General features: G+C 37.1%; 22 protein-coding genes. 7 read left to right on the plus strand and 15 right to left on the minus strand.

The window, feature by feature from the left end; all coding sequences use genetic code 11:
• Nucleotides 1–59: 59 nt before the first annotated feature.
• From KI430_RS05165 to KI430_RS05185, 5 genes are all read right to left on the minus strand, one after another.
• Nucleotides 60–578, minus strand: a complete 519-nt coding sequence (locus tag KI430_RS05165; protein ID WP_248877199.1) for a DUF2911 domain-containing protein — start codon at nt 576–578, stop codon at nt 60–62.
• Nucleotides 579–609: 31 nt separating this feature from the next.
• Nucleotides 610–2,301 (minus strand): sodium:solute symporter, encoded by a 1,692-nt coding sequence (locus tag KI430_RS05170; RefSeq protein WP_248877200.1) that lies wholly within the window; start codon nt 2,299–2,301, stop codon nt 610–612.
• Between the two features lie 100 nt (nt 2,302–2,401).
• The gene (locus KI430_RS05175; protein ID WP_248877201.1) at nt 2,402–4,900 is read right to left on the minus strand and encodes a PIG-L family deacetylase; all 2,499 of its coding nucleotides are present in this window, start codon (nt 4,898–4,900) and stop codon (nt 2,402–2,404) included.
• A 265-nt stretch (nt 4,901–5,165) separates the two neighbouring features.
• Nucleotides 5,166–6,329, minus strand: a complete 1,164-nt coding sequence (locus KI430_RS05180; RefSeq protein WP_248877202.1) for a hypothetical protein — start codon at nt 6,327–6,329, stop codon at nt 5,166–5,168.
• A gap of 170 nt (nt 6,330–6,499) precedes the next feature.
• A complete protein-coding gene (locus tag KI430_RS05185) occupies nt 6,500–8,092 on the minus strand; it encodes a helix-turn-helix domain-containing protein (protein WP_248877203.1) in 1,593 nt (530 codons plus the stop codon).
• 456 nt (nt 8,093–8,548) lie between these two features.
• Here KI430_RS05185 and KI430_RS05190 point away from each other — a divergent pair, with 456 nt between their 5' ends.
• Together KI430_RS05190 and KI430_RS05195 are read left to right on the plus strand one after the other, a co-directional pair.
• Nucleotides 8,549–8,914, plus strand: coding sequence for a hypothetical protein (locus tag KI430_RS05190; protein ID WP_248877204.1), 366 nt, complete (start codon nt 8,549–8,551; stop codon nt 8,912–8,914).
• Between the two features lie 8 nt (nt 8,915–8,922).
• The gene (locus tag KI430_RS05195; protein ID WP_248877205.1) at nt 8,923–10,296 is read left to right on the plus strand and encodes a hypothetical protein; all 1,374 of its coding nucleotides are present in this window, start codon (nt 8,923–8,925) and stop codon (nt 10,294–10,296) included.
• A gap of 67 nt (nt 10,297–10,363) precedes the next feature.
• On the opposite strand, the gene KI430_RS05200 is transcribed toward KI430_RS05195, so the two are convergent.
• From KI430_RS05200 to KI430_RS05230, 7 genes are all read right to left on the minus strand, one after another.
• Nucleotides 10,364–11,536: a MalY/PatB family protein gene (locus tag KI430_RS05200; protein ID WP_248877206.1), complete on the minus strand. Its 1,173-nt coding sequence runs from the start codon at nt 11,534–11,536 to the stop codon at nt 10,364–10,366.
• A gap of 11 nt (nt 11,537–11,547) precedes the next feature.
• Nucleotides 11,548–13,113 carry an ABC transporter permease/substrate-binding protein gene (locus tag KI430_RS05205; protein WP_248877207.1) on the minus strand — a complete coding sequence of 522 codons (1,566 nt, stop codon included), beginning with the start codon at nt 13,111–13,113 and terminating at the stop codon, nt 11,548–11,550.
• Nucleotides 13,110–14,027, minus strand: a complete 918-nt coding sequence (locus KI430_RS05210) for an ABC transporter ATP-binding protein (protein WP_248877208.1) — start codon at nt 14,025–14,027, stop codon at nt 13,110–13,112. Before KI430_RS05210 ends, KI430_RS05205 begins: the two co-directional genes overlap by 4 nt.
• Nucleotides 14,028–14,033: 6 nt before the next feature.
• Complete coding sequence (egtB, locus tag KI430_RS05215) at nt 14,034–15,224, minus strand: ergothioneine biosynthesis protein EgtB (protein WP_410744666.1); 1,191 nt, start codon at nt 15,222–15,224, stop codon at nt 14,034–14,036.
• A 15-nt stretch (nt 15,225–15,239) separates the two neighbouring features.
• Nucleotides 15,240–16,220: an L-histidine N(alpha)-methyltransferase gene (gene egtD / locus KI430_RS05220; RefSeq protein WP_248877209.1), complete on the minus strand. Its 981-nt coding sequence runs from the start codon at nt 16,218–16,220 to the stop codon at nt 15,240–15,242.
• 376 nt (nt 16,221–16,596) lie between these two features.
• On the minus strand, nt 16,597–17,982 hold the full coding sequence (locus KI430_RS05225; protein WP_074235152.1) for a sensor histidine kinase: 1,386 nt from the start codon (nt 17,980–17,982) through the stop codon (nt 16,597–16,599).
• Entirely contained in the window at nt 17,979–18,671 is a 693-nt protein-coding gene (locus tag KI430_RS05230; protein WP_074235153.1) for a response regulator transcription factor, read from the minus strand. The genes KI430_RS05225 and KI430_RS05230 overlap by 4 nt, the downstream gene beginning before the upstream one ends.
• A gap of 161 nt (nt 18,672–18,832) precedes the next feature.
• Between KI430_RS05230 and KI430_RS05235 the strand changes: the two genes are divergently transcribed.
• The 3 genes from KI430_RS05235 to KI430_RS05245 are packed head-to-tail and all read left to right on the plus strand — an operon-like array spanning nt 18,833 to nt 21,102.
• Nucleotides 18,833–20,161, plus strand: coding sequence for a hypothetical protein (locus KI430_RS05235; protein ID WP_248877210.1), 1,329 nt, complete (start codon nt 18,833–18,835; stop codon nt 20,159–20,161).
• Between the two features lie 14 nt (nt 20,162–20,175).
• A complete protein-coding gene (locus KI430_RS05240; protein ID WP_248877211.1) occupies nt 20,176–20,595 on the plus strand; it encodes a Dabb family protein in 420 nt (139 codons plus the stop codon).
• Between the two features lie 24 nt (nt 20,596–20,619).
• A complete protein-coding gene (locus KI430_RS05245; protein WP_074235155.1) occupies nt 20,620–21,102 on the plus strand; it encodes a hypothetical protein in 483 nt (160 codons plus the stop codon).
• A gap of 133 nt (nt 21,103–21,235) precedes the next feature.
• Here KI430_RS05245 and KI430_RS05250 read toward each other — a convergent pair whose 3' ends face one another.
• Complete coding sequence (locus KI430_RS05250; RefSeq protein ID WP_248877212.1) at nt 21,236–23,032, minus strand: collagen-like protein; 1,797 nt, start codon at nt 23,030–23,032, stop codon at nt 21,236–21,238.
• 22 nt (nt 23,033–23,054) lie between these two features.
• Nucleotides 23,055–23,540 carry a T9SS type A sorting domain-containing protein gene (locus KI430_RS05255; protein WP_248877213.1) on the minus strand — a complete coding sequence of 162 codons (486 nt, stop codon included), beginning with the start codon at nt 23,538–23,540 and terminating at the stop codon, nt 23,055–23,057.
• A 250-nt stretch (nt 23,541–23,790) separates the two neighbouring features.
• Here KI430_RS05255 and KI430_RS05260 point away from each other — a divergent pair, with 250 nt between their 5' ends.
• Entirely contained in the window at nt 23,791–24,219 is a 429-nt protein-coding gene (locus KI430_RS05260; protein WP_248877214.1) for a hypothetical protein, read from the plus strand.
• Between the two features lie 380 nt (nt 24,220–24,599).
• Here KI430_RS05260 and KI430_RS05265 read toward each other — a convergent pair whose 3' ends face one another.
• Nucleotides 24,600–25,304, minus strand: a complete 705-nt coding sequence (locus tag KI430_RS05265) for a type II CAAX prenyl endopeptidase Rce1 family protein (RefSeq protein ID WP_248877215.1) — start codon at nt 25,302–25,304, stop codon at nt 24,600–24,602.
• Between the two features lie 277 nt (nt 25,305–25,581).
• Between KI430_RS05265 and KI430_RS05270 the strand changes: the two genes are divergently transcribed.
• Nucleotides 25,582–26,031: a ferritin-like domain-containing protein gene (locus KI430_RS05270; RefSeq protein ID WP_074235160.1), complete on the plus strand. Its 450-nt coding sequence runs from the start codon at nt 25,582–25,584 to the stop codon at nt 26,029–26,031.
• Nucleotides 26,032–26,062: the final 31 nt, after the last annotated feature.

Genomic DNA, 26,062 nt, shown 5'->3' on the forward strand with positions numbered 1-26,062 from the left:
CTTTAAATTATATGAAAAAAAATCCTGCATAGCAGGACTTCAATTTCTTCTGTTTAGATTTATTTGATTTCTACAGGAACGGAGGTTTTATCCCAATCCATTGTGAATCCATTACCGTTTACTTTATAAACCAATGTTTCCTGTTTTGCCGGTAAAGCCTTTGTTTTCACATCAACCCGTAAAGCATCCTGCCCTTCCTGGTATTTATAAGCACCCCACTGTTTTGATTCTTTGTTAAAAACCGCAGTCCAGGTTCCGCTTTCTTTAGGAATCAGGAAAAAGCTGTATTTACCTTTAAGAAGTTTTTTACCCTGAACGGTAATGTCTTTATCCGTTTCGAAAGTAGTAGCTTCATTGGCACCTGCACGCCACACTTTATCATAAGGAACTAAATCTCCCCAGATTTTACGGTCCTTAACAGAAGGGCTGTTATAAGCTATAGTAATATTGGCATCTTTAATTTTTCCTGTCGCAGTTGCTGGAGGGCTGGCAGGTTTTTTAGCTTCCTGAGCAAAAGCATTCACTGAAATCGTCATTGCAGCCAAAACCATAGTAGCAGATTTAATCATTGTTTTCATAATATTTTGTATAAATTTTTGTTATTTTCATTTACGAATTTACAGCTTTCGGTTTATAAAACACTAACCCGATTGCAGAAAATATAATGACTCCTGCTGCCCCGATGACATTAAGCCAAAGGAATGAAACGATGTCGAACTGATAAACGGCAATCACCATTATTTCTGACAGAATGGCTGCCATAAATACATTCGGACCTGTGATTTTTTTATAGTAAAATGCAACAAGGAAGATGCCCAATATCGGACCGTAGAAAAGTGACCCCAATACATTCACTGCTTCAATAAGCGAACCCATTTGAGTGGCAAACATCGCGACACCAATTGAGAAAATCCCCCACGCTAAAGTGTGAAGGCGGCTATACTTCAATTCGGTCTTGTCATCTGGAATTTCTTTTTTAAATATCAAATGGACATCTTTCAAAGAACAAGCAGCAAGGGAGTTTAAAGCTGCTGAAATAGAACCCCAACTCGCCAGAAAAATGACGGCAAACAATAAACCGATCATCCCTGAAGGCAAGGTATTTTTTACGAAATACAGGAAAATATAATTCGTATCTGTTTTTTCTGCATTAAGATTGGATTGATTAATAGCTTCTTCTACCCTTCCGTGAAGTGCTTTTACCTCGGTTTGTGTATTTTTAAAATTCTGAATTGTTTTATTAAGTTCTGGAGAGTGAGTTTCTTTCAGCTTTAAAATTTCTTTCGACTCTGCATTAAACTTCACCTGTAAATCCTGATGCTCTTTTTCAAAAACCGCAGCCTGTTCAGGTTTTGAGTCCTTTAAATTTTGATAAGATATTTCATTAAAATAAATCGGAGCCGGTTTTAAAGAAAAGAATGAAAAAAGCAAAGCACCAATTAAAAGAATTGCGAACTGCATCGGAATTTTAACCAATCCATTCAACAGCAGACCCATTTTGGCGTTGGTGTTGTCTTTTGCCGTAATATACCTGCCAACCTGGCTCTGGTCTGTACCGAAATAAGATAATGCTAAGAAAAAACCGCCAATTATTCCGCTCCAGATATTATATTTATCTTTCCAATCAAATTCTGTGGTGATGACATTGAGCTTTCCGGATTTCCCTGCCAAATAAAGTGCATCTCTAAAACCGATTCCATTCGGCATATTTTCAATCAACAGATACCCTGCAAAAGCCATTGTTCCTAAAATAATAAGGAACTGTAATTTTTGAGTGTGAGCGATTGCTTTTGCTCCTCCAACATAGGTGTAGATCAACAGAATTCCACCTGTTAAAACATTCGTTAAATAAATATTCCAATTTAAAACGCTCGATAAAATAATACTCGGCGCATAAATACTGATTCCCGTTGATAAGCCTCTGGAAAAAAGAAAAAGCAGTGAAGTCAATACCCTCGTTTTTTTATCAAAACGGTTTTCCAAATATTCATAAGCCGTATAAACATTCAACCGTTGAAAAATCGGGATAAACGTAATACAGATCACAATCATCGCCAAAGGCAAACCAAAGTAATATTGAACGAATCGCATCCCGTCTGTATAGGCTTGTCCTGGTGCTGAAAGAAAGGTAATCGCACTCGCCTGCGTCGCCATAATCCCAACTAAAACGATGTACCATGGCATTTTGTTGTCTGCTTTCAGGTAGGATTCATTGCTTTGTTGTCCGCGACCAATGAAGACGCCGTAAACGACCACTGCAACCAATGTAACAATAAGAACTGTCCAATCTACTGTACTCATGCCCAGAATTTAGTAAACCAATAATAAAATACAATCTGAGCTACTAATGCAAATACTAAAAGAAGGTACCAGATATTCCAATTTTTAAGTTGCCTATTCATCAGTTTTTCTGTGCAGATAAAAAGTTTAAAAATAATCGTGCCGCACCAACATTTCCCGCAGGTAACTGTCTGAAAAATGCCAACGGTGTGTAAATAAAATTACCCTTCCCGTATTTCGCATATAAAGTTGATCCCTGCAGAGACTCTTCTCCTGTATCGTGCATTTCAAAAAGCGGTTCATAGGCTGCATCCCATTGAACGGGGAAATAAGCGCCACGCTCCTGTACCCAGCCTTTGAAATCATCCGCAGTAATTTTGTTTGGATAGTTCAGTAATTTATGATCGGGATTTAAAAATTTAACCTCAGCATTTTCTTCGGTAACACGCTTGTTGGCAATCGTAAAATTGTACATTCCCAATTGGTCAACCGTTGTATCCTGATTGGTGTTGTATTGCATCACCAAATTCCCTCCGCTCTTTACATAAGACCATAAAAAAGGCATCCAGCGCCCAAGCTTTTTCTCTGTGTTATTTGCACGAACTCCAAGAACGATCGCATCATATTGTGAAAGTTTATTTTGACTTCCGCCAGATTCATCTAGGTTACCATAAAAATCTTCGTCCTTCAAAACATCAACCTGAATTCCTGCAATACGTAAAAACTCAGGAATGAAATCACCAGCTCCTTGTATGTAACCGACTTTTTTAACCTTAACTTGAATATCACCTTTCATTACAGCTACAGTGGCAGGTGTAAAATATTGTAAGGAAGGCAAATGAGGATATTGAATTAGTACCTGTTTTTTATTATAAGTCACTCCATCTGCAACAAAATTGGCATCCAATTGCAACTGATTTGATTTTATTGAAGCAAGTTGGGTTTTTGGAATAACATAATCGACGGTAACATCTTTTTCATTGATTGATTTTAAATCACCACCGCCTAACCGTTCTCCGTTATACAACAAATTTACTTTTCCATTTTTAAACTGTCTATTTGAATTAACCTTAAAATTTAAACTCAAATGTAAATCTTCATTTTCTTTGACTAAATAAAGTGGCTGTGTAAATTTCAGCTCCAATGCAGGAACGATTCGCAAAGCCTCAACCACATCGCCACGCACCGGATCTAATTTCTTGAACGATAAAGGAAGTTTAACCTGAAGTTTTTCCGAGCCGATTTTTAAATCAAGCAAAACATTTAGTGGTGATTCTGCCTCGGGTAAACCGATTAAGGTATCATTGGGAACAGAAAAAGTGGCTGCGTTTACAGCTGGTTTTGCCAGCCAATATGGTTCTGTAAGCGCTGCATCTACAGGAATCTGAATATCGTGCTGAATGGTAATTAAAGAATCTTTTGATAGTTTTCTGTTCAAGTTTTCTGACTGATTTAACCATTTTACATTATCTAAAACAACAGGATTTTCAGCTCTCGAAATTAAATTTAATCTAAAATTATAATTATCACCAGCAACTGCTTCCGCTTGATTAGTTACCACCTCGCCCATAAATCCGGCACAGCTTAAAATGATATTGTCAAGTGATTTAATTTTATCCTTTTTTAAATCTGAATCTTTTAGAGCCAAAACTTTTTTTCGCAAAGCAAGTAACGCAGGCAAACTGAGATCAGGATGATTGAAATTGAAATCTGCAATGATTTTATCTAATGACACATCAATATCAGGATTTCCTTCTTTTGTCCACGTTTTATTGATTCCATCAAAAAGTGTTGATTTTGCAGGCTCTCCGGCAACGTGGGAAAAATACTCCGTTTTGATCCCAGCTACAGACTGTGTTCCTGCACCCTGGCTTTTATGTAAACTTCGGCTTAATCCTGCCAGTTCACCATAACCCATTCCAAGGTGAGCATCATATTGTCCAACAGTAACTTTCAGTTGATTTTCTGCAGTTGTATTATTGTTGCCAAATCTGAAAGTGTTCCACAATACTCGTTTTGGTTGCCATACATTCACATATTTTAATTGATCAGGGAAAGCATTTTTATCGCCTGCCAACTTAAATGCTTTTTCTGCAATGACAGCCGAAGCTGCGTGTTGACCGTGACCTGCCGCAGCAGTAGGCGGAAAACGACAAATGATAACATCCGGACGGAATTTACGGATTACCCAGACAACATCAGCCGTAATGCTGTCTAAATCCCACTGTTTAAAAGTATCGGTTGTATTTTTAGAAAATCCAAAGTCAATGGCACGTGTAAAAAACTGCCGGGCTCCGTCTAACTTTCTTGCTTCCAACAATTCGTGGGTTCTGATCAGACCTAATGCAGCGCCGTATTCGCTGCCTAATAAGTTCTGACCTCCGTCACCTCTTGTTAGAGACAAATAGCCTGTTTCTACATTTTGGTCGTGGATTAACCAGGAAAGTAATCCTGTATTTTCATCATCGGGATGAGCCGCAAGGTATAAAACTTTAGGAAGCTGTTTAAGGGTTTTGAGTTCGCGGTATATCTCAGAAGACTTTGCGGAGCGTAGCTGTTGAGCTGAACAAAAAATTGAACAAAGGCCAAGAATAAATACAGTTAATACTTTATTGAACATTTTGATATTTGCTTTGCAAGGCAAATATAAGTAAATCGTTTTCGATCAACTTCAGGCCGTAACACATTATATAATTAATTATTTATTTTAGTCTTCAAAAATGTTAAAGCCTTAGATTACTCCATTCTTACTAAAGAAAAATATTTATATACCAATAACTGATCGATGATTGTAAATTTAAATGAATTATTATTGCTAAATATTTTTACATCATTGATAGTTGAATATGGTAAGACCTCAATGAGTATATTTCGAAATGAGCCGCTTAGTTGTGCAATTTTTTCCAGCCTGTTGTTGTGTAGCCCCAAAACGAGCCGCTGGAGTAAACCAGGGTTCCATGACCGCCGGCAGGCACCGGTGTAGAAGCGCCTTCCGTAATCCCTGAGTAGCCGCCGCTTCCAATTTTTACAGCACCTTCCACCATTAGTTTTTCCGTTGGAAAAGCGTCCGAAAGAGCACCAATGGATACATTTCCTTTATTTAAATTCAGTCGTGTATGAACAATCGTGCTATTCAGACTGTTGATATTCATCACTGAAAAGTCAGTCCCCTCATTGATCGAAATATTTCCGATCTGAGCACCGGCAGCATTATTAAATTGCAGGCGGCTGTCTGAAAAACGGGCTTGAATAGCATTTTTTTGTCCAATGGTGACGCCCCCTGTAACGTGGATGTTGTTATCAGGCGCATCTGTACCGATACCCAGTCTGCCATTATCCGTAATCACGAATTCAGTCCCGGCAGCTCTTGCTGTAGTGCCGTTTGATCTCGTACCTAATTTCACGATATTGTTGGCTGCGTCATTGACAAAAGCATCGTCTGTCGCATCGAAGGCAGGTAATGTTTGCCAGGTCCCCACTCCTGATCCGTTGGAAGTAAGAACTCTTCCTGCAGCTTGTGTTCCGTCTACCAGTCGGAACCCAGGATCGGCACCGCTGTTGATATGCAGTTTTACAGATGGATCTGGTGTTCCGATGCCGACTCTGCTGGTCAATCCGTCTACGGCCAGTATCGAGGAATTACGAAGCTCTGCACTTCTCACCGAAAAAGCATTGATGTCATTGGCATTTTGGAAAGCCAGGCTGAAACCGTCCTGATTAACCAGACGTGTTCCGTTAAGCGATCCGTTATTTGTATATATATTAGTGTTGGCCGGAATTGATGATGTATCAGCTAATCTGACCCATTGCCCATTGCCTGCATTTCGGGTTCTGTCAAAATAGTAATAACCAACGGAAGTTACATTAGCTGTTTTTCCGGACGGCAGATCATCTTTTTCTGTGACATAAATAATCACGCCATCTTGAGCTGCTGCATATCTTGCATTTTTAGCCCTCAGCTGATTGCCTGTTATTCTGGGAGCTATAATCCCATCTGTTTTAGTGATATCTGTCGCTGATGCGGCTACATCAAATGTGGCCTGAGGCAATTGTGTGTTAATACCAACCTGCGCCAGTGTAAAATTTGAAAATAAAATTAATGCAATAGTTTTTTTCATGCTTATGAAGTTAGGGAGCAAAAATAGGCCGTGATGATCCTTAGAAACTAATGTTTGTCTTTCACTATTCCGAATTTAGACAGCGTTCCGATGTTTTTAAATTAATATTTTACATCTGAAAGCTTGCTGATAAACTCCGAAGGCGAAACGCCCATCTCTTTTTTAAAGATTGATGCAAATCTGCTGTGGGAAGAATAACCGGCCAGATCGGACAGGTAACTTATTTTGTAATTCCTATATTCTGGTTTGCTTTCAAGTATTTGACACAAGTATCGGATCCTGAGCGTGTTGATATAATCGCTGAACAGTTTACCGCGATGCTGCTGCAAAAGGTAATTGATATATTTTGGATTGGTTTCGAACAACATGACCATTGTAGAGATGGTGAAGTTTTTCTCAGTAAACTCAGTCCCTTCTTCAAACTCCATAAGTTTGGATAGTAACTCTTCTTCTTTTTCCTTAGACAATAGTTTTTGAGGAATTGTAAGTTGCTCACTTTTATAATGGATTGCCATCTCAGAATTAGGAGAGCCGGAATCACCGGAAATAAAACGCTGCTTATCTTGACGCTCTTCCGTTAGGTTAACATTTCCAGCCTGATCCTCCGCATCAATTTTGTTTATCATCTTCGCGTAATTGCGCTCTTTGGAAAATAGAAATATTAAAACGCCAGCCGCAACTAATATTAAAATGATACTCACGATTAGAAGCGGATTATAGCGGCTCTTTATTAAATCATTTTTAGATTTTTCTTCGGAACTGATAATTTTATTAGCTTCAATTCTCGCATTGTTTTTAAGCTGATTTAATTTTTTAATATAAACTTTCCTGGAAGCTCCGCTATCGATATTATAATTTATACGCTCTTCCAATGATATTTTAATCATATAATTTTGTTTTGACTCCTCTGCAGCTTTTAGCGCTTTGTCAAACCATAATTTTGATTGTTTTATCTGATGGTTTTCAATGTAAAAAATAGCTTTATTAAGATAATATAGATAATCTAAATCTAACTTATCCGGCAGAGTGTTGTCCACAATCTGATCGAGCTTATTTGAATAGTGTTTGGCCTCCTTATCCCTTCCGCATTTCAGATAATCGAAAATCAACATGTTGTAGGCGTATATAAGTACGTTCTTATTGATTAGTTCTATAGGTTTTTCGATATAGAGTTTCTCTGAGAACAGAACATTGTTTTCCCGCATCGGGATTGCTCCGCAGTAATCGTAAATTTCTTCAAGAAATACAGCCTGCTGCTGAACGATAAGATCCTTAACAAGTGGCTCATCTATTTTGTCGGTATGCAGCAATACCTCCTTCAAGCTTTCTTTCGCTTTGACTAATAACCCAACTTTCAGATAGATATCGGTAATGAAAAAATGATTGATAAATCGGGGCTTGTCGCCTAATTCTGCTTGTATTGAATCCGTTTTTTTGTAATAGCGCAAAGATTCGCTGTACCTCTCTTTTTTGTACAGAGCATCCGCCAGCATGAAATATCCGAATACACGTTCTTTTTTACTCCTGGCAATCCGCAAGATTTTTTGTCCTCTTTCAAAGATTTCATCAGCATCTTTAAGGTTTAGTACATATAGCTTACTAACCTGATCACTAATTGACATATCTTTATTATTTTGCGAAAATCCAGAGGCAGACACAACTAAGAATGTAAGAATAATTAAATATCGGTACATATTAAACCATATTTGGTATAAAAGAGATGTAAAAATGCAAATAACAAGTTTTCATATGAATATAAAGCAATAATTAAGCTCTAATTTTATCATTATTCGGAATATTGCAAAATTTCGACTTCTTGCAGTAGAAATGCCGTAACAGGAATTATTTTACAAAAAGTAATTGTTTATAAGACAACCAAGTATATAATTTGAAATTGTCTGTATTTAGAAGCAAATACAGGAAGGTTGACCATACAGTAGGAAATAGCAAGCTTTCAAGGCTCTTTCTTCGGGATACAGAAAAACATAAAGAATGTACAGGTTTCGTCACATCAAATACGAACACTTATGTGTAATGATTGTAAGTTAAATCAGGAAAAAGTGCTGCATTAACAGTTCATTAACCGTTCATTAACCTAAATTGCTATCTGAATTGTTGAATTTTGTACAATAAAATCAAACATCCTGATAATGAAAAAGAATGTTACGATGCTAGTCCTTTCAATGCTTGCTTTATCGCTATCGGGACAGACTTCATCTGTTTCACAGACCTCTTCGTCAAAAACATCAATCGCAGTAGACAAAAGTAATGAAAGGTACTTCTACACTTTATATTTCGACGCTGCAAAAACAAATACTGCAAAGACTATCATTATTAAAAATCTAGGTGCGCCGAACGACGACAATATTCATGTGGCTCTTTGGAAACAAAAGGGAATCAATGTGAGCATTAGTCAGGGCATTGTTAAAATTGAAATGTATTACGACAAAGCAGATCAAGCATTAATCTCTAAAGTAGAGAGAATGGCAGATGTGATTTCGAAAACCATTGAATAATTTACCCTATGAAGAAAAAACATTTTATTATAATATTTATATTTTTAAACATACTGATGTGGGGACAGAAAATTAATTTCAATATCAAATATTCCGAACCATTAGCTGTATTTATATTTATGCAAAATCTTTCTGAGAATTATCCTGAAAATATTTTCAAATCTGAATTTAAAAAATCACAATACAACAATGACAGTTACAAAAGTCTAATCACAAAATTTGATAATCTGGCCATTGATTACAGCTATCAGTTTGAAGAGTTTCCTTACGCATCAAAGACCCCTATGCAAACAAGGGACATTTTAAAAAAGAACCTTATTGCATGCAATAGTCTTGAAGACTTCAAACTTCGATCAACAGGTATCCTACCAAACAGTGTATTAATAGATCTTACCGCATACATTAAGGCCTTCACCCCAGTATACAATGAGCTTATTTATCAACCTCACAAAGAAAAATTTGAAAAACAATTAGCCGAAATTAAAGATTACGCCAAAAACAGTCAGTTGGAAGATTATTTTGAGAAAGGCTTATTATTTTATCATTCTAGTTGGGACCCATCAATCCCCTTCGAGATTGCATTTTATCCTTTCCCCGAATCTGATTATTTTACAGCACAGGCATTTTACAACAACTTCGTCAGTGCTATTCAAACCAACTTAAATGATTACAAGGATCTATTCAGTGTTATGATGCACGAGACCTACCATATCATTTACAACGAGCAAACAATGGCGTTTAAAGTTCAAATTGACGAAACCTTTAAAAAAAATCCTTCAAAGTCCAGTAATTACGCTTACCTGCTGATGAATGAAGTTCTGGCAACAGCTTTAGGAAATGGCTATGTGTACGAAAATCTAAACAGTAAACCAGATATTAATGACTGGTATAACCATAAGTATATCGATCAGATGGCAAGGAAGATTTATCCTTTGGTCAAGCAATATATTGAAGAGAAAAAGTCCATCGACAAGCATTTTGTCAATCAGTACATTGACCTGTATGAAAGTAACTTTCCCAGCTGGATCAATGAATCTCAAAACCTAATGACTTACAGATACATCATGTCTGAAAACAAAAATGATTTCAAAACAATACGCCGAAAGTTCCGTTTTCGCTCTATGGAGGAAAATGAATCAGAGATATCTTCTGCCAGTATTGATAATATGAAAAAAACACCGCTTACTAAGGTTGTTATTATATCAAAGGACAGTGAACAGAAACTCAGTTTGATAAAATCCAAGTTCACAGAGCTGGAAAAATGGAAGTATCCTTCAGACCAAGAATTTGTCCAGAAGTTCTTTTTAAACGATAAAAGCCAGCTCATCATTATAAATCAAAAAAAATCATCTCTTGACAAAATTTTGGAAATGATTGATTAACGATGACATACATCAATATCCAGATGGTCATTTCAAACTAGATAATTAAAGTCAGCATAATAGCATATCAATATGCGTTTTTAATCTTACTGACTGCATTTTTTAGTCTGTTTAATCCATCTGACAGTATTTCTCTTGGGCATCCGATATTGATCCGTAGAAAACCTTCACCTGCTTCGCCGTACATTGTACCGGGATTAACCCAAAGTTTTTCTTCCTCAAGCAAGATTTTGTACAATACTTCAGAACTTGTATTTAAGGAATGACAGTCCAGCCATACGAGATAAGTAGCTTCTAAGGGAATGACTTTAATATCAGGCACATTGTTATCGATGTAGTTTTTCAGATATTGGAGATTCTGATATAAATAGTCTTTCAGTGCTTCCATCCACCCAGCTCCGTTTTTATAGGCAGCAATTAATGCTGTTACGGCAATAGGATTGGGATAACCAGTCTCCTGAATTTCGAATGTTCTTTGGATTTTACTTAAAATGTCTTCATTCTTAGAAATGACATACGAAATAGGCAAACCTGCCAGGTTAAAAGTTTTACATGGTGAGCCGCAAGTCACTGCCTTCAGATTATATCGTTCAGCAACCGATATGAACGGTATATGCTGATGCCCTTCATATACAATATCGGCATGCATCTCATCTGAAATGACCATCACCTGATGTCTGGAGCAGATTTCAGCGATGCGTTCCAGTTCACTTCTTTTCCAGACTCTTCCTACAGGATTGTGAGGATTGCACAAAAGTAACAGCTTGCTTTTAGGATCTGATGCTATGAGTTCTAGGTCATCGAAATCAATTTGGTAATGACCTTCTTTGTAGACCAGATTATTCTCTGACATCCCGAATCCGCAGTTTTTTATAAAATGATAAAAATGGTTGTAAACAGGAGGCTGGATAATGATAGTGTCTCCGGATTTGATAAATGTTCTTAAAATAGCTGATAATGTGGGGATCATTCCAGGACCTGGCAGTATATGATTTTTTTTGATGGGATACCGGTGAACTGATTTCCACCAATTAATAACAGCATCATAAAACTCCGCGGGTATACTGCTGTAACCAAAAATACCTTGTGCTATCTTTGTTGAAAGGGCTTCTGTGATTTCAGGGGCAGTTTTAAAATCCATATCAGCAACCCACATTGGCAAAACACCTCTATCCGCAGCGTCCCATTTAATAGAGTTAGTCCCTCTTCTTTCTATAATCTCATCGAAATTGTATTTCATTTTAAAGTCTATTAGTGTGAATCAAGATAGTTCTTTAAATCGGATATGGTTTTAATCTTCAGTTGCTCGGCCTGCTTTCTCCTCATCATCAGAGCATAGGCATTATTGAAGCCAATGGGTTGGAGCCATTCCATGCCATATTGCTTTTTAAATTCCGACTGGACATAATCGTATGTCTTTTCAGGACTTTGCGTGACATGTTTTAAAATAGATTCCGATGGTTTGAGAAGAACTAAAAGTCCAGTTCCGGTGTATTCAGGGTAAAAATCAATGGCATCGTTCATCAAGGCATCGAAGCAGATTTTAGTGCCTCCCAGCCCTGTCTTTGTCTCGACTTTGTTATTGGTGTAGCCTTCGATAAGCATTTTGTACATTTCCACGAGGATGTATTGCTCACCGAAAATCTTGGAGCCAATTCTTAATGTTCCAGAGTTGCCTTTTTGTGGTATTTTATACAGATTATTTTTTATAAGGAAATCTCTGGCAATTTTTTCAGGTGTCTGATGGAGGTAATCCGACTTATAATTTAGATCTGTCATAATGGAATCATTCAATTTTCCGCTTAACATATTCAAAGTTTCTTTGAGTTCCGGAAATTTCTGTAAGGTTTTTGTTTTAATGATCGGCGCTGCAAAATATGGTGGAAAAATGGTTTTGTCATCTTTCAGGACATAGAGATTAAAGGCTTTGATTCTTCCGTCCGTTGAATAGCCGCTGATCAGATCGAGTTCTTTTTCGTAGATTGCCTTGTACATTATCGCATCACTCACAACTGCGGGATTGAAATCGAGATGGTACACAGATCGCAGTCCCAAGGTGCCGTCCTGCCTGCCCATAAACTCTGGTGTGAAACCTGCTTTTAAGTGATTGTCTGAATTTGAGCTGCTATAATAAATGACGGCAAAAATAAGTACAATAACAGGAATCCAATATTTTAATCTCTTCAGATAGCGGTAACCTGCTTTTTGCAACAGCGCAATTGTCTGGTCTAAAATAATAGCCAGTAAAGCGGCAGGTATGGCACCTGCCAAAATCATATTGGTATTGTTCAGGGAAATGCCGCCAAAAATAAATTCACCCAGACCTCCTGCCGCAACAAAGGAAGCTAAAGTTGCCACGCCGACATTGATCACCGCTGCCGTCCTGATGCCTGCTATAATCACAGGCATTGCCAACGGAAGTTCTACTTTTAAAAGCATTTGTTTCCGGTTCATTCCCATGGCTTTAGCCGCTTCTATAACTGTTGGATTGACTTCGGTAATTCCTGTATAGGTATTTCTTATAATTGGTAACAGGGCATAAATCAGTAAAGCCACAATGGCTGGCGCGGCACCAATTCCGAAGGCTGGGATCATAAAGCCTAATAAAGCAATGCTTGGAATGGTCTGAAGTATTCCGGCAAATCCTAATACCGGACTGGCCAGATTTCTTTTTTTTGCAATTAGAATTCCCACAGGCACGCCGATGGCAATGGCTAATAGCAAAGATAAAAAGGTCAGTCCCAGATGCTGTGTGATTTGGATCAGTAATTTGTCATGCTGATCCGAGATAAACTGCCAAAGACTTTGTTGTGTCATAGCATCTGGAGTTTTCTGTACTGGTTAAATGCTCTTACAAGCGTTTCGTAATCTTCATTCAGAGAATGATCTGAACTTAGCTTCTGCAGGATGGTCCATACATCTGTATCATCTGAGAACTGGAAGTTTGTGTCATTATTGAAATTGGTTAAAGATTTTAAATCGCTGTAGAGTGTTGTTTTATACTCGAGAAGCAACCGGTTTTCTGAAAAGAAATTTGTCACGAAATCGTTTTTAGCTTGGTACAGCATTTCTTTAGGTGTTCCTGTCTGAATAATTTTTCCCTGGTTCATCAGACATATCCTGTGTCCCAGTTCAAAAGCTTCCTGAACATCGTGGGTGACCAAAACAATGGTCTTATTTTTTAGTTCTTCTAACGATTTAAACTCTTCATGAATATCGGCTTTTGTGATATTATCCAATGCTCCAAACGGTTCATCCATCAGCAGAATTGGCGGATTGGCGATCAAAGCTCTGGCAATCCCCACTCTTTGTTGCTGGCCTCCACTCAGCTCATTGGGAAATTTATCGAGAATATCTAGTGTTAGATGTAGTTTGTGAAGTAGTTCTTCGGTTCTGGTTGCCGTCTTTTTTTTATCCCATTTTAATAAATCAGGAACTACAGCAATATTTTTCTGAATGGTATAATGGGGAAACAGACCGGAATGTTGCATGACAAAACCCATACCCATTCGTAAGTCTTCCACTTTCTGCTCACGGATATTTTTTCCATTGATGTGAATGATTCCGGCATCAGCATCGATAAGGCGGTTAAGCATCTTCAGCGTGGTGGTTTTCCCACAGCCGCTCGTTCCTAACATCACCAATATCTCCTTGTCATTAGCCTGAAAAGAAATATCATCGACTGCGGGTATTCCTTCAAATAATTTAGAAACCGATTCTACTGTAATCATCTAACACTACTTAGCCAAACGAATCCCTGTAAATTGCCACTGTAAATGGGTCGAAAAAAAATTACGGTAGGTATTTCTGCTGTGCCCAATCGGTGTCGCCACAGAAGCACCGCGCAAAACAGTTTGGTTCACCATAAATTTTCCATTGTATTCGCCCACTGCGCCAGCTTCTTTTTTAAATCCCGGATATGGTAAATAGGCACTATTTGTCCATTCCCAGCGTTTTCCCCAGTCAAAATGGTCACTTGCCACCTCCCATTCTGCTTCGGTTGGCAGACGCATTTCTTTCCAGGATGCGAAAGCAGACGCTTCAAAGAAATTGATATGACAAAGAGGCTCATCAAGATTAATTTCCTGCAACCCGTTTAAAGTGTAATTCATCCATTTCCCATCGATAAAATGCCAATATAATGGGGATTTTGTTTCATTCTGTTTGACCCAATCCCAACCTTCAGCATGCCAGTAACGGAAATCTTGATAGCCATTTGCTTCGATAAATTCCAAATACTCCCGGTTGGTAACCAGCTGGCTGGCCATTTCAAAATCATTAAGATAAACTTTATGCCTTCCCAGTTCGTTATCAAAACAAAAACCTTCTCCCTGGAAGCCAATTTCATAGACACCTTCTGAAAAACTAATGAATTCACTTGTATTAATTTTTATACTTGGAGAGATTAGGTCGTTCTTATAAGCAGGGAATAAGGGATTGTGGCCTAAAATATATTTAATATCTGTAAGTAATAATTCCTGGTGCTGCTGTTCGTGGTTTAGCCCTAATTCCAATAATGACTGCAAAGATTCTGTTAAATAATCGCCTTGTAGGAATTCGATCATTTTTTCATCAACATAATCACGGTACCGATAAACATCTGAAACGGATGGGCGGCTGAGATTACCTCGGTCTGTACGGATAACGCGTGCGCCTACCGTTTCATAATAGCTGTTGAAAACGAAATTATATTGCGAATCAAAAACCTCATAACCCGGAAAATTAGGTTTCAGGATAAAGGTTTCAAAAAACCAGGTTGTATGACCCAAATGCCACTTGGGCGGACTCACATCAACAATAGGCTGAACAACATAGTCTTCTATTTCAAGAGGTCTGCAGATTTCAATGGACTGGTTTCGGATTTGTGTATATTTTTCTGCCCAGTTTCTTACGGGCATTGTTTTCTTTAGTAGTTGATCTGTTCTCATAATAACCAATTTAAATTACACCATCCAAATAGAATCTACGAACCAGTTTTTAGAATCATTAATTTCTGTAAGAATGTGAAATCCTGAATCTTTTGCCAAATCTTTAACATCCTGTTCTGAAAATTTCTGTGAGATTTCCATATCGATCAATTCATTTGCTTTAAAATAAATTGAATGATTGTTAATCTTGACTTTTTGGTCACAAAGACTTACGAGAAAACTTTTGCAAGCTCCTGAAATGGGGTCATAAGTCTGATAATGCTGAAACTGTTCCACGTCAAAATCGGCATGGAGTTCACGATTGATTCTTGTGAGGAGATTAAGGTTGAATGACGCCGTAATTCCTGCAGAATCATTATATGCTGCAAGAATCGTATGGGGATTTTTTTTAAAATCAAAACCTATCAAAAACAAATCGCCGGGATTGAGCTTTCTTCTTACTTCACTACAAAAACGACGGGCTTCGTCAATATCCATATTACCGATATTTCCTCCTAAAAATAATACAACCTTTTTTCTTTTTGAAATATAAGTTGCTTCGTCCAACATATCAAAATATTGACCCTCTAAAGGAATAATTTTTAGTTCGGGAATTGTTCGATTCATATTTTCCTGCAATACACTTAGAATATTTCCTGAAATATCGATAGGCATGTACGTAAAATCTGTTGATTTTGCCACAAGATCTTTAAGAAGAAAAGATGATTTCATTGCATCCCCAGCCCCTAATTCAATCAGGTCAAAAGATTCATTAATATTGGATATGGCTTTGATAAGTTCGTCAGTTTTATTCTGAAAAATATCTAATTCGCAATTGGTGAGGTAATACTCCGGCATTGCCATAATTTGTTGAAATAGACGGTCACCAGTTTCATCGTAAAAATATTTTGAAGCTAATCTTTTGGGATTACTAGACAGACCTTCCAGAACCTCCGAACGAAAGCTATCAGAATGCTTACTTTTACACTTAAGTTCCTTTTGTAACTTTACAATCATAGTTTATATTTTGTTTGGTTTTTAGCTAAATACAACTATCTTGCCGCAACAGCGAATGCTAATGCCTGTTCATCTAACAGCATTTATCTTATCACAAAAAAATTTACAAATACCTTTTTGTAATTGTCATTAATTAACCCACTAAATAGCTCACACAAACAACAGTTGTCTGCATGTAATTGAAGTAAAGCTGAAACAGACTTAAAGGTTATTTAAGTTCGGAAGAAACGTCGATATGAAGTTTATTAAGATAATCCATAAGCTCATCATATTAATCTTTTAAACACCATCACCTCACTGGTCGGCAATACTGCAAAACATTAGAGGGTAAAATTGATAGAATTCCAGAAACCTTATTTAATAATTCAAGATTAATCTAGACTTGGAATTTTTTGTAAGATTTAAAATCGACAATAAAAACCGTTCCTTCTGAACGGACGGACTTTAATGATATTTCTCCTTGATGTACTTCAATAATTCGGGATACGATGGATAATCCAATGCCATTTCCTTTTTGATAATTTTTATTATCGCCTCTGTAAAACAAATCAAAGACTTTTGACTGATCTTCCACTGAGATTCCAATGCCCTGATCTATAAAATTAATTTTTAAATTTCCGTTTACCACTTCAATTTCTACCAGACAATATTGATTTGAAGAATATTTGCAGGCATTTTCCATTAAATTTAGAAATGCAATTTGTAACAGGTATGGATTTCCCCAAAAATCATAACTGTTTTCTTGATTATCAGCCAATCCATTGACATAATTAATCCCCACCCTGTAATCCGGATTTTTCTGTAGTAACGCAATTTTAGCCTCTGCTAAAACCTCATCCAGCCGTAGATTTACAAAACTTATTTGTGATACATCATAACTGGCTCTTGCAAAATCTAACAGAGCGGATGAAAGCTCCGAAGCCTGTTGCGCATCCTGCAAAGCATTATCAACTGAGTTTTTATAATCTTCTAAGGTTGTATTTAATTCCTTAGCTAATTCCAGTTCTGTTATAAGTATTGAAAGTGGTGTTCGGAATTCATGGGAAATAGTCGTTACAAATTGCTTGTGGTTATTGAAAGATTTTTCTAAACGGTTGAAGGTCGAATTAAATGTTTCCGTCAATTCATAGATTTCATCTTTAGCCTTTGGTACAACCAATCTTTTGTGGAGGTTATGTTCAGAAATATCTCTTATCTGAAGAATGATATCTTTCAAAGGTTTTAAAGTATAATAAGAAAACAAAAAACCAATAATGAAAATAACGGCGATAGAGATAAAATAAATGACAATAACATCTTTTTTAAATTCCTTAATATGTGCGATTCCTGTAACATCTATTGCGCTGCCGATAATGTAAAACTCATTATCACCAAACCTATATTTAAAAGCCATATATTGACGTTCCTTTCTATGCCAGGTGATTTGATTTTCTTTTGATTTTATCAGTTGATTTAGATAATAGTGGTTTTTAGAAGAAGGATTGATATCAGTAAAAATTAGTTCTTTTTTGCTGTTGTAAACACTGATATCAGCTTCATTTAGCATTTTTTTGTTGCGTTCGTGAAGCTCCTTAATTTTTAAATTATCAATTTTAGCATCGAAGATAAATTCTGATCTCCAAATAATCTTGTAACCCAATCGATCGTTAAACTCATCTTCCCTATTTTTCTCGGAAACAAAATAAAGCACATATGCAAAAACGAAAAGTATTCCAGCAGTCAGTAAAGCGTAAATGAGCGCTGTTCTTGTGGCTATTTTCATTTTAATTGATTTGTGAAAATAAATCCCATCGCCGGTTTTGTATGAATTAGTTTATCGTCAAAATCTTTATCAATTTTTTTTCTGAGATAAGCAATATAGACATCAATGTAATTAGTTCCTGTATCAAAATGATTTCCCCACACATTTTCACCGATTTCATCTCGAGTTAAAATACGTTCCGCATTACTCATCAGAAAAACCAAAAGCTTGAATTCCTTCGGTGTGAGATTGATCTCCTTCCGGTTTCTAAAAACGCGATTGGTATTTTTATCAATTAGAAGATTGTGATATTCGATATAATTAGAATCTTCATTTTTCAATTGTGAGGAAGACTTTCTTACAAGTATAGCTTTTATTCTAGCATAAAGTTCTCTGATTTCAAATGGCTTCACCATATAATCATCTGCCCCTGCATCAAAACCTTCAATCTTTTCATCAATAGCTCCCAAAGCTGTTAACATAATTATAGGGAGTTCTTGATTTTTTTTCTTGATCAATCTACTCAATTCGATTCCGTTCATTTTGGGAAGCATAATATCTGTTATTACGAGGTCAAACTCAATTCTATCTATCATCACTAATGCATCTTCTGCATCTTCCGAAATGTAAATCTGATAACCCTGACTTTCCAGACCTCTTTTCAAAAGTGCAGATACACGGACATTATCTTCTATAATTAAAACCTTCATCGGTTAATCTTTAAATCTTACACAAAGGTATCTCATATTTTCATTTTTAAAGTCTTTTAATGAAATTCTAAAGATTTTCTAATAGTTTTCTAACGGCGATCCGAGAATTCAGAAAGTAATTTTGTTCCGTTGAAATCAACAAAAAGAGGACAATTAATATTATGAACAAAAAATCTATCAAAGCCGGCCTGACATTACTTACCATATTGGGGATGTCAGTTAAAATGGAGGCTCAGAAAAAAAATGACTTTAATAATCCAGGACTCACCCATTATCTTAATGACGAACATACGCGTTACGTTTCTTTTAGTGGCTATGCTGAATTATGGGCAAGATATACACAACTAAATCCAGGAAGTCTCATCAATGATCAATCGAAATCGGATGTTTCAGATTTGTCTCTTAGAAGAGTAAGGGTGAAAATGACATATAAACCAACAGAAAAACTAATGTTCGTTTTGCAGGCTGGAACTACCAATGTCAATATGAATGCGAAAGCAAGTAATTATATCGACCTCTTGGATGCATACGCAGAATATGCATTTAATGATAAGATAGCCGTTGGAGCCGGACGTTCAACCTGGAGAGGATTATCGAGATTCACAACAGGACCTTTGAATACTTTGCTATACGATTTGCCAGCTTACGCCACTTCAAATGCCGGAGCAACAGATTACACTGTTAGAGAATTAAGTGTTTATGCTAAAGGTCAATTAGGAAGATTAGATTACCGATTAGTTGTGGCAGACCCTTACACAATGGCAACTGCAGAACCAAAAGTGAATGTAGCTACCTTCAGTAAAAATTCTCCGGGTAAGGATTTCTCAGGTTATTTCCGTTATGCCTTTTTGGATAAAGAAAATATCTCCACACCTTTCAATTCTGGGACATATGGTGGCAAAAAGAACGTTTTGAGTTTAGGTGCAGGATTCGATTACATTCATAATGCAACCTGGCATAAAGACTTTAATAATAATGTTCAGAATGATGATATGCAGAATTATGCAGTCGATCTGTTCTATGACGCACCAATTAACAAAGACAGAGGAACCTCAGTCAGCGCTTATGGGATGGCTATGTACAATGATTATGGCCCCAATTACGTACGATACGTTGGAACCAATAATCCCGCAACTTCCGTTAATGCTTCGCAAGCAAGTCTGAATGGGGCTGGAAATGCAATGCCCGTGATCGGAACCGGAAATACCTATTATGTACAAGTTGGAGGAACACTGCCTTATTTTAATAAAGATAAAAAGAATCTGCAATTACAGCCCGCAGTGGGAATGCAACTATCTAACCTTAAAGGACTTCAGGACAATGTAATTGTTTATGATGCAGGAATTTCATTACTGATGAACGGAATGTCGTCCCGATTGACATTCGATGCTCAAAACCGACCAATATTCACTGGAGATGCTTTAAACAAAGGTATTGTTTCTGACAGACAGTGGCAATTTGTCCTTAAATATAGAATTGATTTTAATTAAAAAAAATGAATAAAATGGAAAGAAGAAAATTCTTATTCAGATCGTTACAAGCTTCTGTCCTTATGTTAATTTCTGGAAGTATGCTCGCATCAGTTTTACCTAATACCAATACCATAAAACCTAAAAAAGTGTACACACATAATTTATTCTTTTGGCTTAGAAAAGACCTTTCCGCAGCGGAAGTGAAGGACTTTGAAAACTTTTTTGAAGGCCTTAAAAAATTACCTTATCAGAAAAATTTACGTTACGGGAAACCAGCAGGCTCAAGTCCGAGAGCTGTCTTAGACAGTAGTTATACTTATAATGGTTCAATGGAATTTGAAAGTCTGGAAGAGCTTGAAGCTTATGGAAAACTTCCTGATCACCTTGCCCTAGTTAAAAAATACAAACCAATGTTTGAGAAAATGCTGGTTTATGATACCGTCTATAATTAATCCTAAAATAAAATCAATTATACAATGAAAAACATCATTAAAGGTCTTAGCTTTGTCCTAGCCTTAAGCTCATTTGGAATAATGAATGCACAAAACAAAGAGAATAAAAACCTTAGCATCAAAGTCAATAAGGAGGAATCAAAAGATTATATTCCCGCAGTAAGACTTATCAATAATCCGGATGGTTCTTGTACATTCGAGAAAGGAAGGATACCGACTCTGAAGCATCTAAATACTACAACATTCTGGATGAGCAATAAGACCGAAGACTGGGAAAAAAATGCACATCCAGCCCCAAGAAGGCAATATGTTATTACTCTGAAGGGAAATATTCGATTTAAAGTGACAGATGGCTCAACCTTTATTATTAAACCCGGAACAGTGCTTTTGGCAGAAGATCTTAAAGGAAAGGGTCACAGCTGGGATATGGTAAAAAGTAAATCATGGGAAAGACTTTACATCCCAATTGATGAAAATGCAGATGACAATTTTGTCAAGAATGACTGATAACATAAAAAATTAATTCTATCTGGGAATTTTATAATGCAGATTACTGGTAGTTAAATGAAATCCACATTAGATAAATACCGTAGGAAAAAACAAAGCACCTTGAAATAAGGTGCTTTATTATATTTATTTATTATCGTATGACCGAAACTTTAAATGTGAATGATTTATTACCAAAATCACCAACATCATACACGTAAATACGGACGCTGTCAGCAGCAGTTACAGTACCGTAAAATACAGGAAGATATTGTCCTGCATTAATAGTCGTCAGAGGATTGATAACAACAGTATCTCCTACATTGGCGCCAGTTAGAGCAACAGCATACTGAATAGGTGCAGCTGAAGGCAAAGTTTGGGTTGTCGTGGTTGTAATCATAGACAAGCCGCTTCCACCTCCACTTCCCGGAGAGGCCCACGTACCGTCTCCCCTTAGGAAAGTGCTTGCACTTGGCGTACCTGATGTAGTTGTTATTTTATTAACTGTTATGGGAGTCCATGCCACTCCGGCCTGCCATGCACTGCTTGGATACTGTCCTGTTGCTGTAGCACTCATAAGCACAGAATTCGCAGGAACATTTGAATCCATAGCCATTTTCAATGTTGTAATGGCACCATCTGCCATCTTACTGGTCGTTACTGTACCATTGGCCACTTTAGAAGTGGTTATTGCGTTAGCCATTACCATAGCGTTGCTGACAACATTCGATGATATGGTGGTTGCACCGGTTGCATCTATTGTAACATTGCCTGTCATAGTTACTGGATTTCCTGCAGAATATGGTGCAGTAGCATTCGTCAGATAGATTTGTCCGCCTGCAGATCCATTAATAGCTCCTGCTCCAGCAGCTCCTGTAGGACCAACAGGACCTGTGTTTCCTACTGATCCCTGAGGACCTGGGATTCCCTGAATTCCTTGAGGACCCTGAGGACCAGTCGCGCCCGTGTCTCCTTTTGAACCTGTGGCACCGATAATTCCCGGAACTCCTTGAGGACCTGCAGCACCTTGTACACCCTGAATTCCCTGAATTCCTTGAGGACCGGTTAATCCTTGAGCACCAGTTTCTCCTTTTGATCCTGTAGCGCCGGTAACGCCTGGAATTCCCTGGATTCCCTGAGGACCTGCTATACCTTGAGCACCAGTTTCTCCTTTTGATCCTGTAGCGCCGGTAACGCCTGGAATTCCCTGGATTCCCTGAGGACCCGCTATACCTTGAGCACCAGTTTCACCTTTTGATCCTGCAGCGCCGGTAGCACCTGGAATCCCCTGAGGGCCTGTTATACCTTGAGCACCAGTTTCTCCTTTTGATCCTGTAGCACCAGTAACACCTTGAATACCCTGAATTCCTTGAGGACCGGTTACTCCTTGAGCACCAGTTTCTCCTTGTGGACCTTGTAAGCCTGTTGCTCCTGTTGCACCCGCAAGACCTTGTGCACCTGTTGCTCCGGTTACCCCCGGCAGTCCCTGAATACCCTGAGGACCAGCTGCGCCAGTAGCACCTGTATCTCCTTTGGGACCAGGGATTGAACTCCCTGAATTTTTAGCATATAAAGCATAGGGAACGCTCAAAAGCTGAGAGGTTCCGGTTATTGTGTAGTTACTAGAACCCGTAGGATCTGTCTCAATCTTAATAAAATAGGTATCAGAACCCCAGTCAATACTTGAAAACGAACCACTAAGTAAATTACCGGATCCAATTTTAACTGTAACGAGACCATTACCATTAGTGGGTTGAGACTGAATTTCTGAGTAAACGACAGGTCCTGTTGCTGAACCTTTTAAGATTGAAAACCGCATCCCGACATTCTGGCTCTTAACCAGTTCGTTGTTTGAATTTCTGATGATAGCCTGATAACTCATCGCATCCTGAACTTGAGAAAATGCCATGACAGCAGCCAGTGAAGCCGCTAAAAAGTAGAGCTTTTTCATAGGTAATTAATTTTATTTTATGTTATTTATCTGTTTTAAGAACCTTAAATATCTTAATAGCTTTGCCGCCTTTAGATACTTTTAAATAATAGATTGCAGCTGGATAAGATGACATCGCTATAGAAGTCTTCGACTGGCCGATGGACTTTGCTTTTAATAATTTTCCGCTGTTGTCAACCAGTTCATAACGGTACTTATTGTAGTCTGAAAGTCCAACCGTTAGATTGAGGTAATCTGTTGTCGGATTTGGATAGATACTTACATTTAAGGTTATTTCAGTGATATCAATACCAAGGCTCTCGGTAATTTCGTAGGCCTGTTGTACACCTGGTGCAGCACTTCCTGCTGAAGATATTGCAGTATCATTAAAAGTCTGTCCGATTGTAGAGCTGACGCTTCCTGAGATATTTGATGCTGTTATACCGGCTGTTGTCAAAGATTCTTGCGCAGAAATTTCGTATGAAAAACAGAGACTGAATATAACGCACGTTAAAATTGTAGTTTTCATATCATATATTGGATATAATTATTAGTTTTAAGCATTTTCGCAAATATACATTTATATTACAATAATCATATTAAATTATGACAAAATAAAATTAATTGTTTTAAGGTGGCACTCTAGGAATAGTTGCACCCGCTATCCTGCCCGCTCATAAGCTTTTAAAATAGATAAAAGTCCAATTTCGCGTTTGCATTGTTTTTTTTGAGATTATTGGCATTTGTATTGTTAGTAAAGAATTATTAATCAAACTTCTATGAAAAGATTTACACTCAGCATATTTTGTGCTGCTACAATACTTGCTTGCAATAAATCTGCTGACGCCCCTCAAGATTCACACAATGACAATGGACCTATCTTAGGGGGAAAAAAGGATAATCACGGGTGCTTGTCTTCTGCAGGACAAAGTTGGAGCGAACTAAAACAGGACTGCATACAGGTATTTAACCAGGGTTTTAGATTGAACCCAATTGAAATCGGCAAAGACCAAGAGGTTATCAGTGCATTCATCATTTACAATGACGATCACTCAAAAATAGAGCTCTTTCTGCCTGATGGTTCTGATCAGATGATTCTTAAGAAGGTTGACAAGAATACTTACGGCTACTCAAATTATAAGTATGATTCCAACAAATCAATACTCTATATTAACGGTGCTGAAAAATATAAAGGCAATATCGAATAATTAAAATTAATTCTACACTTACACTGGCTATTGCCAAGCGGCAGGATTTAATGTAGTTTACATAATGCTTGTTTATTAGTTTTGAACCCAAAGAATGGATTCATGAAATATGTTGGACTCATCATTAACTGCCTTGTTGCTGTTGGCCACAGGCCTTAACAAAGTTACACAATAGTTCGTTAGTAAGCAAAACGTTCCAACTGCTATCGTGACTAAGCTTAATGGTTTTTTATGTATTAAACCCAATTATTAAATTGATAAGTAGGGATAAGCTAAATATTATATAAGATTCAGTGGTTATCGTATTCTACCGTTGCGGTCTAGAATGTTCCTAATGATAATCTCACAGAATCTGTAACTCGAAACTTAAGAAAATACGCTTACAACCATAAAATTAATGGCCAAATGTTATTCAGTGCATGCAAAATAACACTCCATATTAAACCATTTTTCACAGCAACATATGAAAGTATAAAACCATTTAAGATGAATGGCAGAAGTGTAACAACAATGCTTAAAATATCAGATTGGCTAAAATCAAAATTGTAATAATGCCAAAATCCGAAAGAAAAGGCACTACACCAAATAAGAATACCTCTTAAAAAATCTGTATTCAAGTAATTTATAAAGGTTAAGATATATTTTTTGGGAATGACCATTGTTATTAATGCAAATATGAAAATAGCGGAAGTAGAAGCACTTATTTCATAAAAGTTTAAACCAGCAATTCTGCAGATTATTAAATAAAAGAATGCAACCAGACCCAACATAAACCATTTTACATTATTTTGTAAGGGTCCTCGAAAAGCACATTCTTCAAATAGAGGAGCTACAATAGCTATCTCCAACATTATTTGACATGATGACATCGATTTCATATATGAAGGTATTATACCTAAAGATCTTACAGGATCAACAATCCCCCAGCGGAAACATATCATTTGAATCATTGAAGACAACAAGACTACAAAAAACAGGACTGGAATCATCCATAATGTAAACACTATTTTAGACCGCACACCTGCAGTTGAAGGAGATGTTTTACGGCCTGTTACAAAATGAAAAAAGTTTTGTAGTCTTATCATTAGCAGCTCAAATATATCACATTAATTTTATGTTCAAGCACAGTTCAGGATACATATTTATATTAAATTTTTCTAATAAAAATATTACGATTTGTTGAAATTTATATCTATACATATAGAGTCAACTTTTTAAAAAAAAGCGCCAAAGTAATTCTTCTTTAAATTATCGATTGCGAATCAGTCTCCAACATCAGAATTCAATACATCTTAAAATTGTTATTGCTTATTTTACAGGCATCATTCTTGCAAATGTGCTAGTACACTAAAACGTATTATTATGAACAATGACAAAACAATTTCGATATTAAACGATTTGCTTAATATCACGAATGACAGAATCGCTGGATTTGCAAAAGTCGCCGGAAAGGCATGGGAAAACTACAACGATCTTCGACCTGCTTATGATGATATGGTGGCAGAAGCATGGGATATGAAAGAGGAATTAATCGACCTGATTCAAAGCAAAGGTGGAAATCCTGATGATCAAACCAGCATTTCCGGTGCATTCCACAGAGCCTGGATTGATATTAAGGATACATTCGCTTCTGATAAAGCTGAATCCACGCTTGAAAATGTAGTTTTTGGAGAGAAAGCGGCTATAGACGCCTTCCAGAATGCGCTCAATAGCGGTGAGCTTTGCCGCGAGAGCGAGGCAGTAATTGGTAAACATTTACAGCAGCTTAGTGTTTCCTATAATAAATTTAAAGTGCTTGAAAAAATAAGCTAAATTATTGAGGATTACATTTGATGATGATTAA

This window comes from Epilithonimonas zeae, assembly GCF_023278365.1.
GTDB lineage: Bacteria > Bacteroidota > Bacteroidia > Flavobacteriales > Weeksellaceae > Epilithonimonas > Epilithonimonas zeae_A.

Bases quoted from the DNA above. Each gene is read 5' to 3' on its own strand.
- KI430_RS05165 (WP_248877199.1), bottom strand. From the start codon at position 578: ATGAAAACAATGATTAAATCTGCTACTATGGTTTTGGCTGCAATGACG.
- KI430_RS05170 (WP_248877200.1), bottom strand. From the start codon at position 2,301: ATGAGTACAGTAGATTGGACAGTTCTTATTGTTACATTGGTTGCAGTG.
- KI430_RS05175 (WP_248877201.1), bottom strand. From the start codon at position 4,900: ATGTTCAATAAAGTATTAACTGTATTTATTCTTGGCCTTTGTTCAATT.
- KI430_RS05185 (WP_248877203.1), bottom strand. From the start codon at position 8,092: ATGTACCGATATTTAATTATTCTTACATTCTTAGTTGTGTCTGCCTCT.
- KI430_RS05190 (WP_248877204.1), top strand. From the start codon at position 8,549: ATGAAAAAGAATGTTACGATGCTAGTCCTTTCAATGCTTGCTTTATCG.
- KI430_RS05195 (WP_248877205.1), top strand. From the start codon at position 8,923: ATGAAGAAAAAACATTTTATTATAATATTTATATTTTTAAACATACTG.
- KI430_RS05200 (WP_248877206.1), bottom strand. From the start codon at position 11,536: ATGAAATACAATTTCGATGAGATTATAGAAAGAAGAGGGACTAACTCT.
- KI430_RS05205 (WP_248877207.1), bottom strand. From the start codon at position 13,113: ATGACACAACAAAGTCTTTGGCAGTTTATCTCGGATCAGCATGACAAA.
- KI430_RS05210 (WP_248877208.1), bottom strand. From the start codon at position 14,027: ATGATTACAGTAGAATCGGTTTCTAAATTATTTGAAGGAATACCCGCA.
- egtB (WP_410744666.1), bottom strand. From the start codon at position 15,224: ATGAGAACAGATCAACTACTAAAGAAAACAATGCCCGTAAGAAACTGG.
- egtD (WP_248877209.1), bottom strand. From the start codon at position 16,220: ATGATTGTAAAGTTACAAAAGGAACTTAAGTGTAAAAGTAAGCATTCT.
- KI430_RS05225 (WP_074235152.1), bottom strand. From the start codon at position 17,982: ATGAAAATAGCCACAAGAACAGCGCTCATTTACGCTTTACTGACTGCT.
- KI430_RS05230 (WP_074235153.1), bottom strand. From the start codon at position 18,671: ATGAAGGTTTTAATTATAGAAGATAATGTCCGTGTATCTGCACTTTTG.
- KI430_RS05235 (WP_248877210.1), top strand. From the start codon at position 18,833: ATGAACAAAAAATCTATCAAAGCCGGCCTGACATTACTTACCATATTG.
- KI430_RS05240 (WP_248877211.1), top strand. From the start codon at position 20,176: ATGGAAAGAAGAAAATTCTTATTCAGATCGTTACAAGCTTCTGTCCTT.
- KI430_RS05245 (WP_074235155.1), top strand. From the start codon at position 20,620: ATGAAAAACATCATTAAAGGTCTTAGCTTTGTCCTAGCCTTAAGCTCA.
- KI430_RS05250 (WP_248877212.1), bottom strand. From the start codon at position 23,032: ATGAAAAAGCTCTACTTTTTAGCGGCTTCACTGGCTGCTGTCATGGCA.
- KI430_RS05255 (WP_248877213.1), bottom strand. From the start codon at position 23,540: ATGAAAACTACAATTTTAACGTGCGTTATATTCAGTCTCTGTTTTTCA.
- KI430_RS05260 (WP_248877214.1), top strand. From the start codon at position 23,791: ATGAAAAGATTTACACTCAGCATATTTTGTGCTGCTACAATACTTGCT.
- KI430_RS05265 (WP_248877215.1), bottom strand. From the start codon at position 25,304: ATGATAAGACTACAAAACTTTTTTCATTTTGTAACAGGCCGTAAAACA.
- KI430_RS05270 (WP_074235160.1), top strand. From the start codon at position 25,582: ATGAACAATGACAAAACAATTTCGATATTAAACGATTTGCTTAATATC.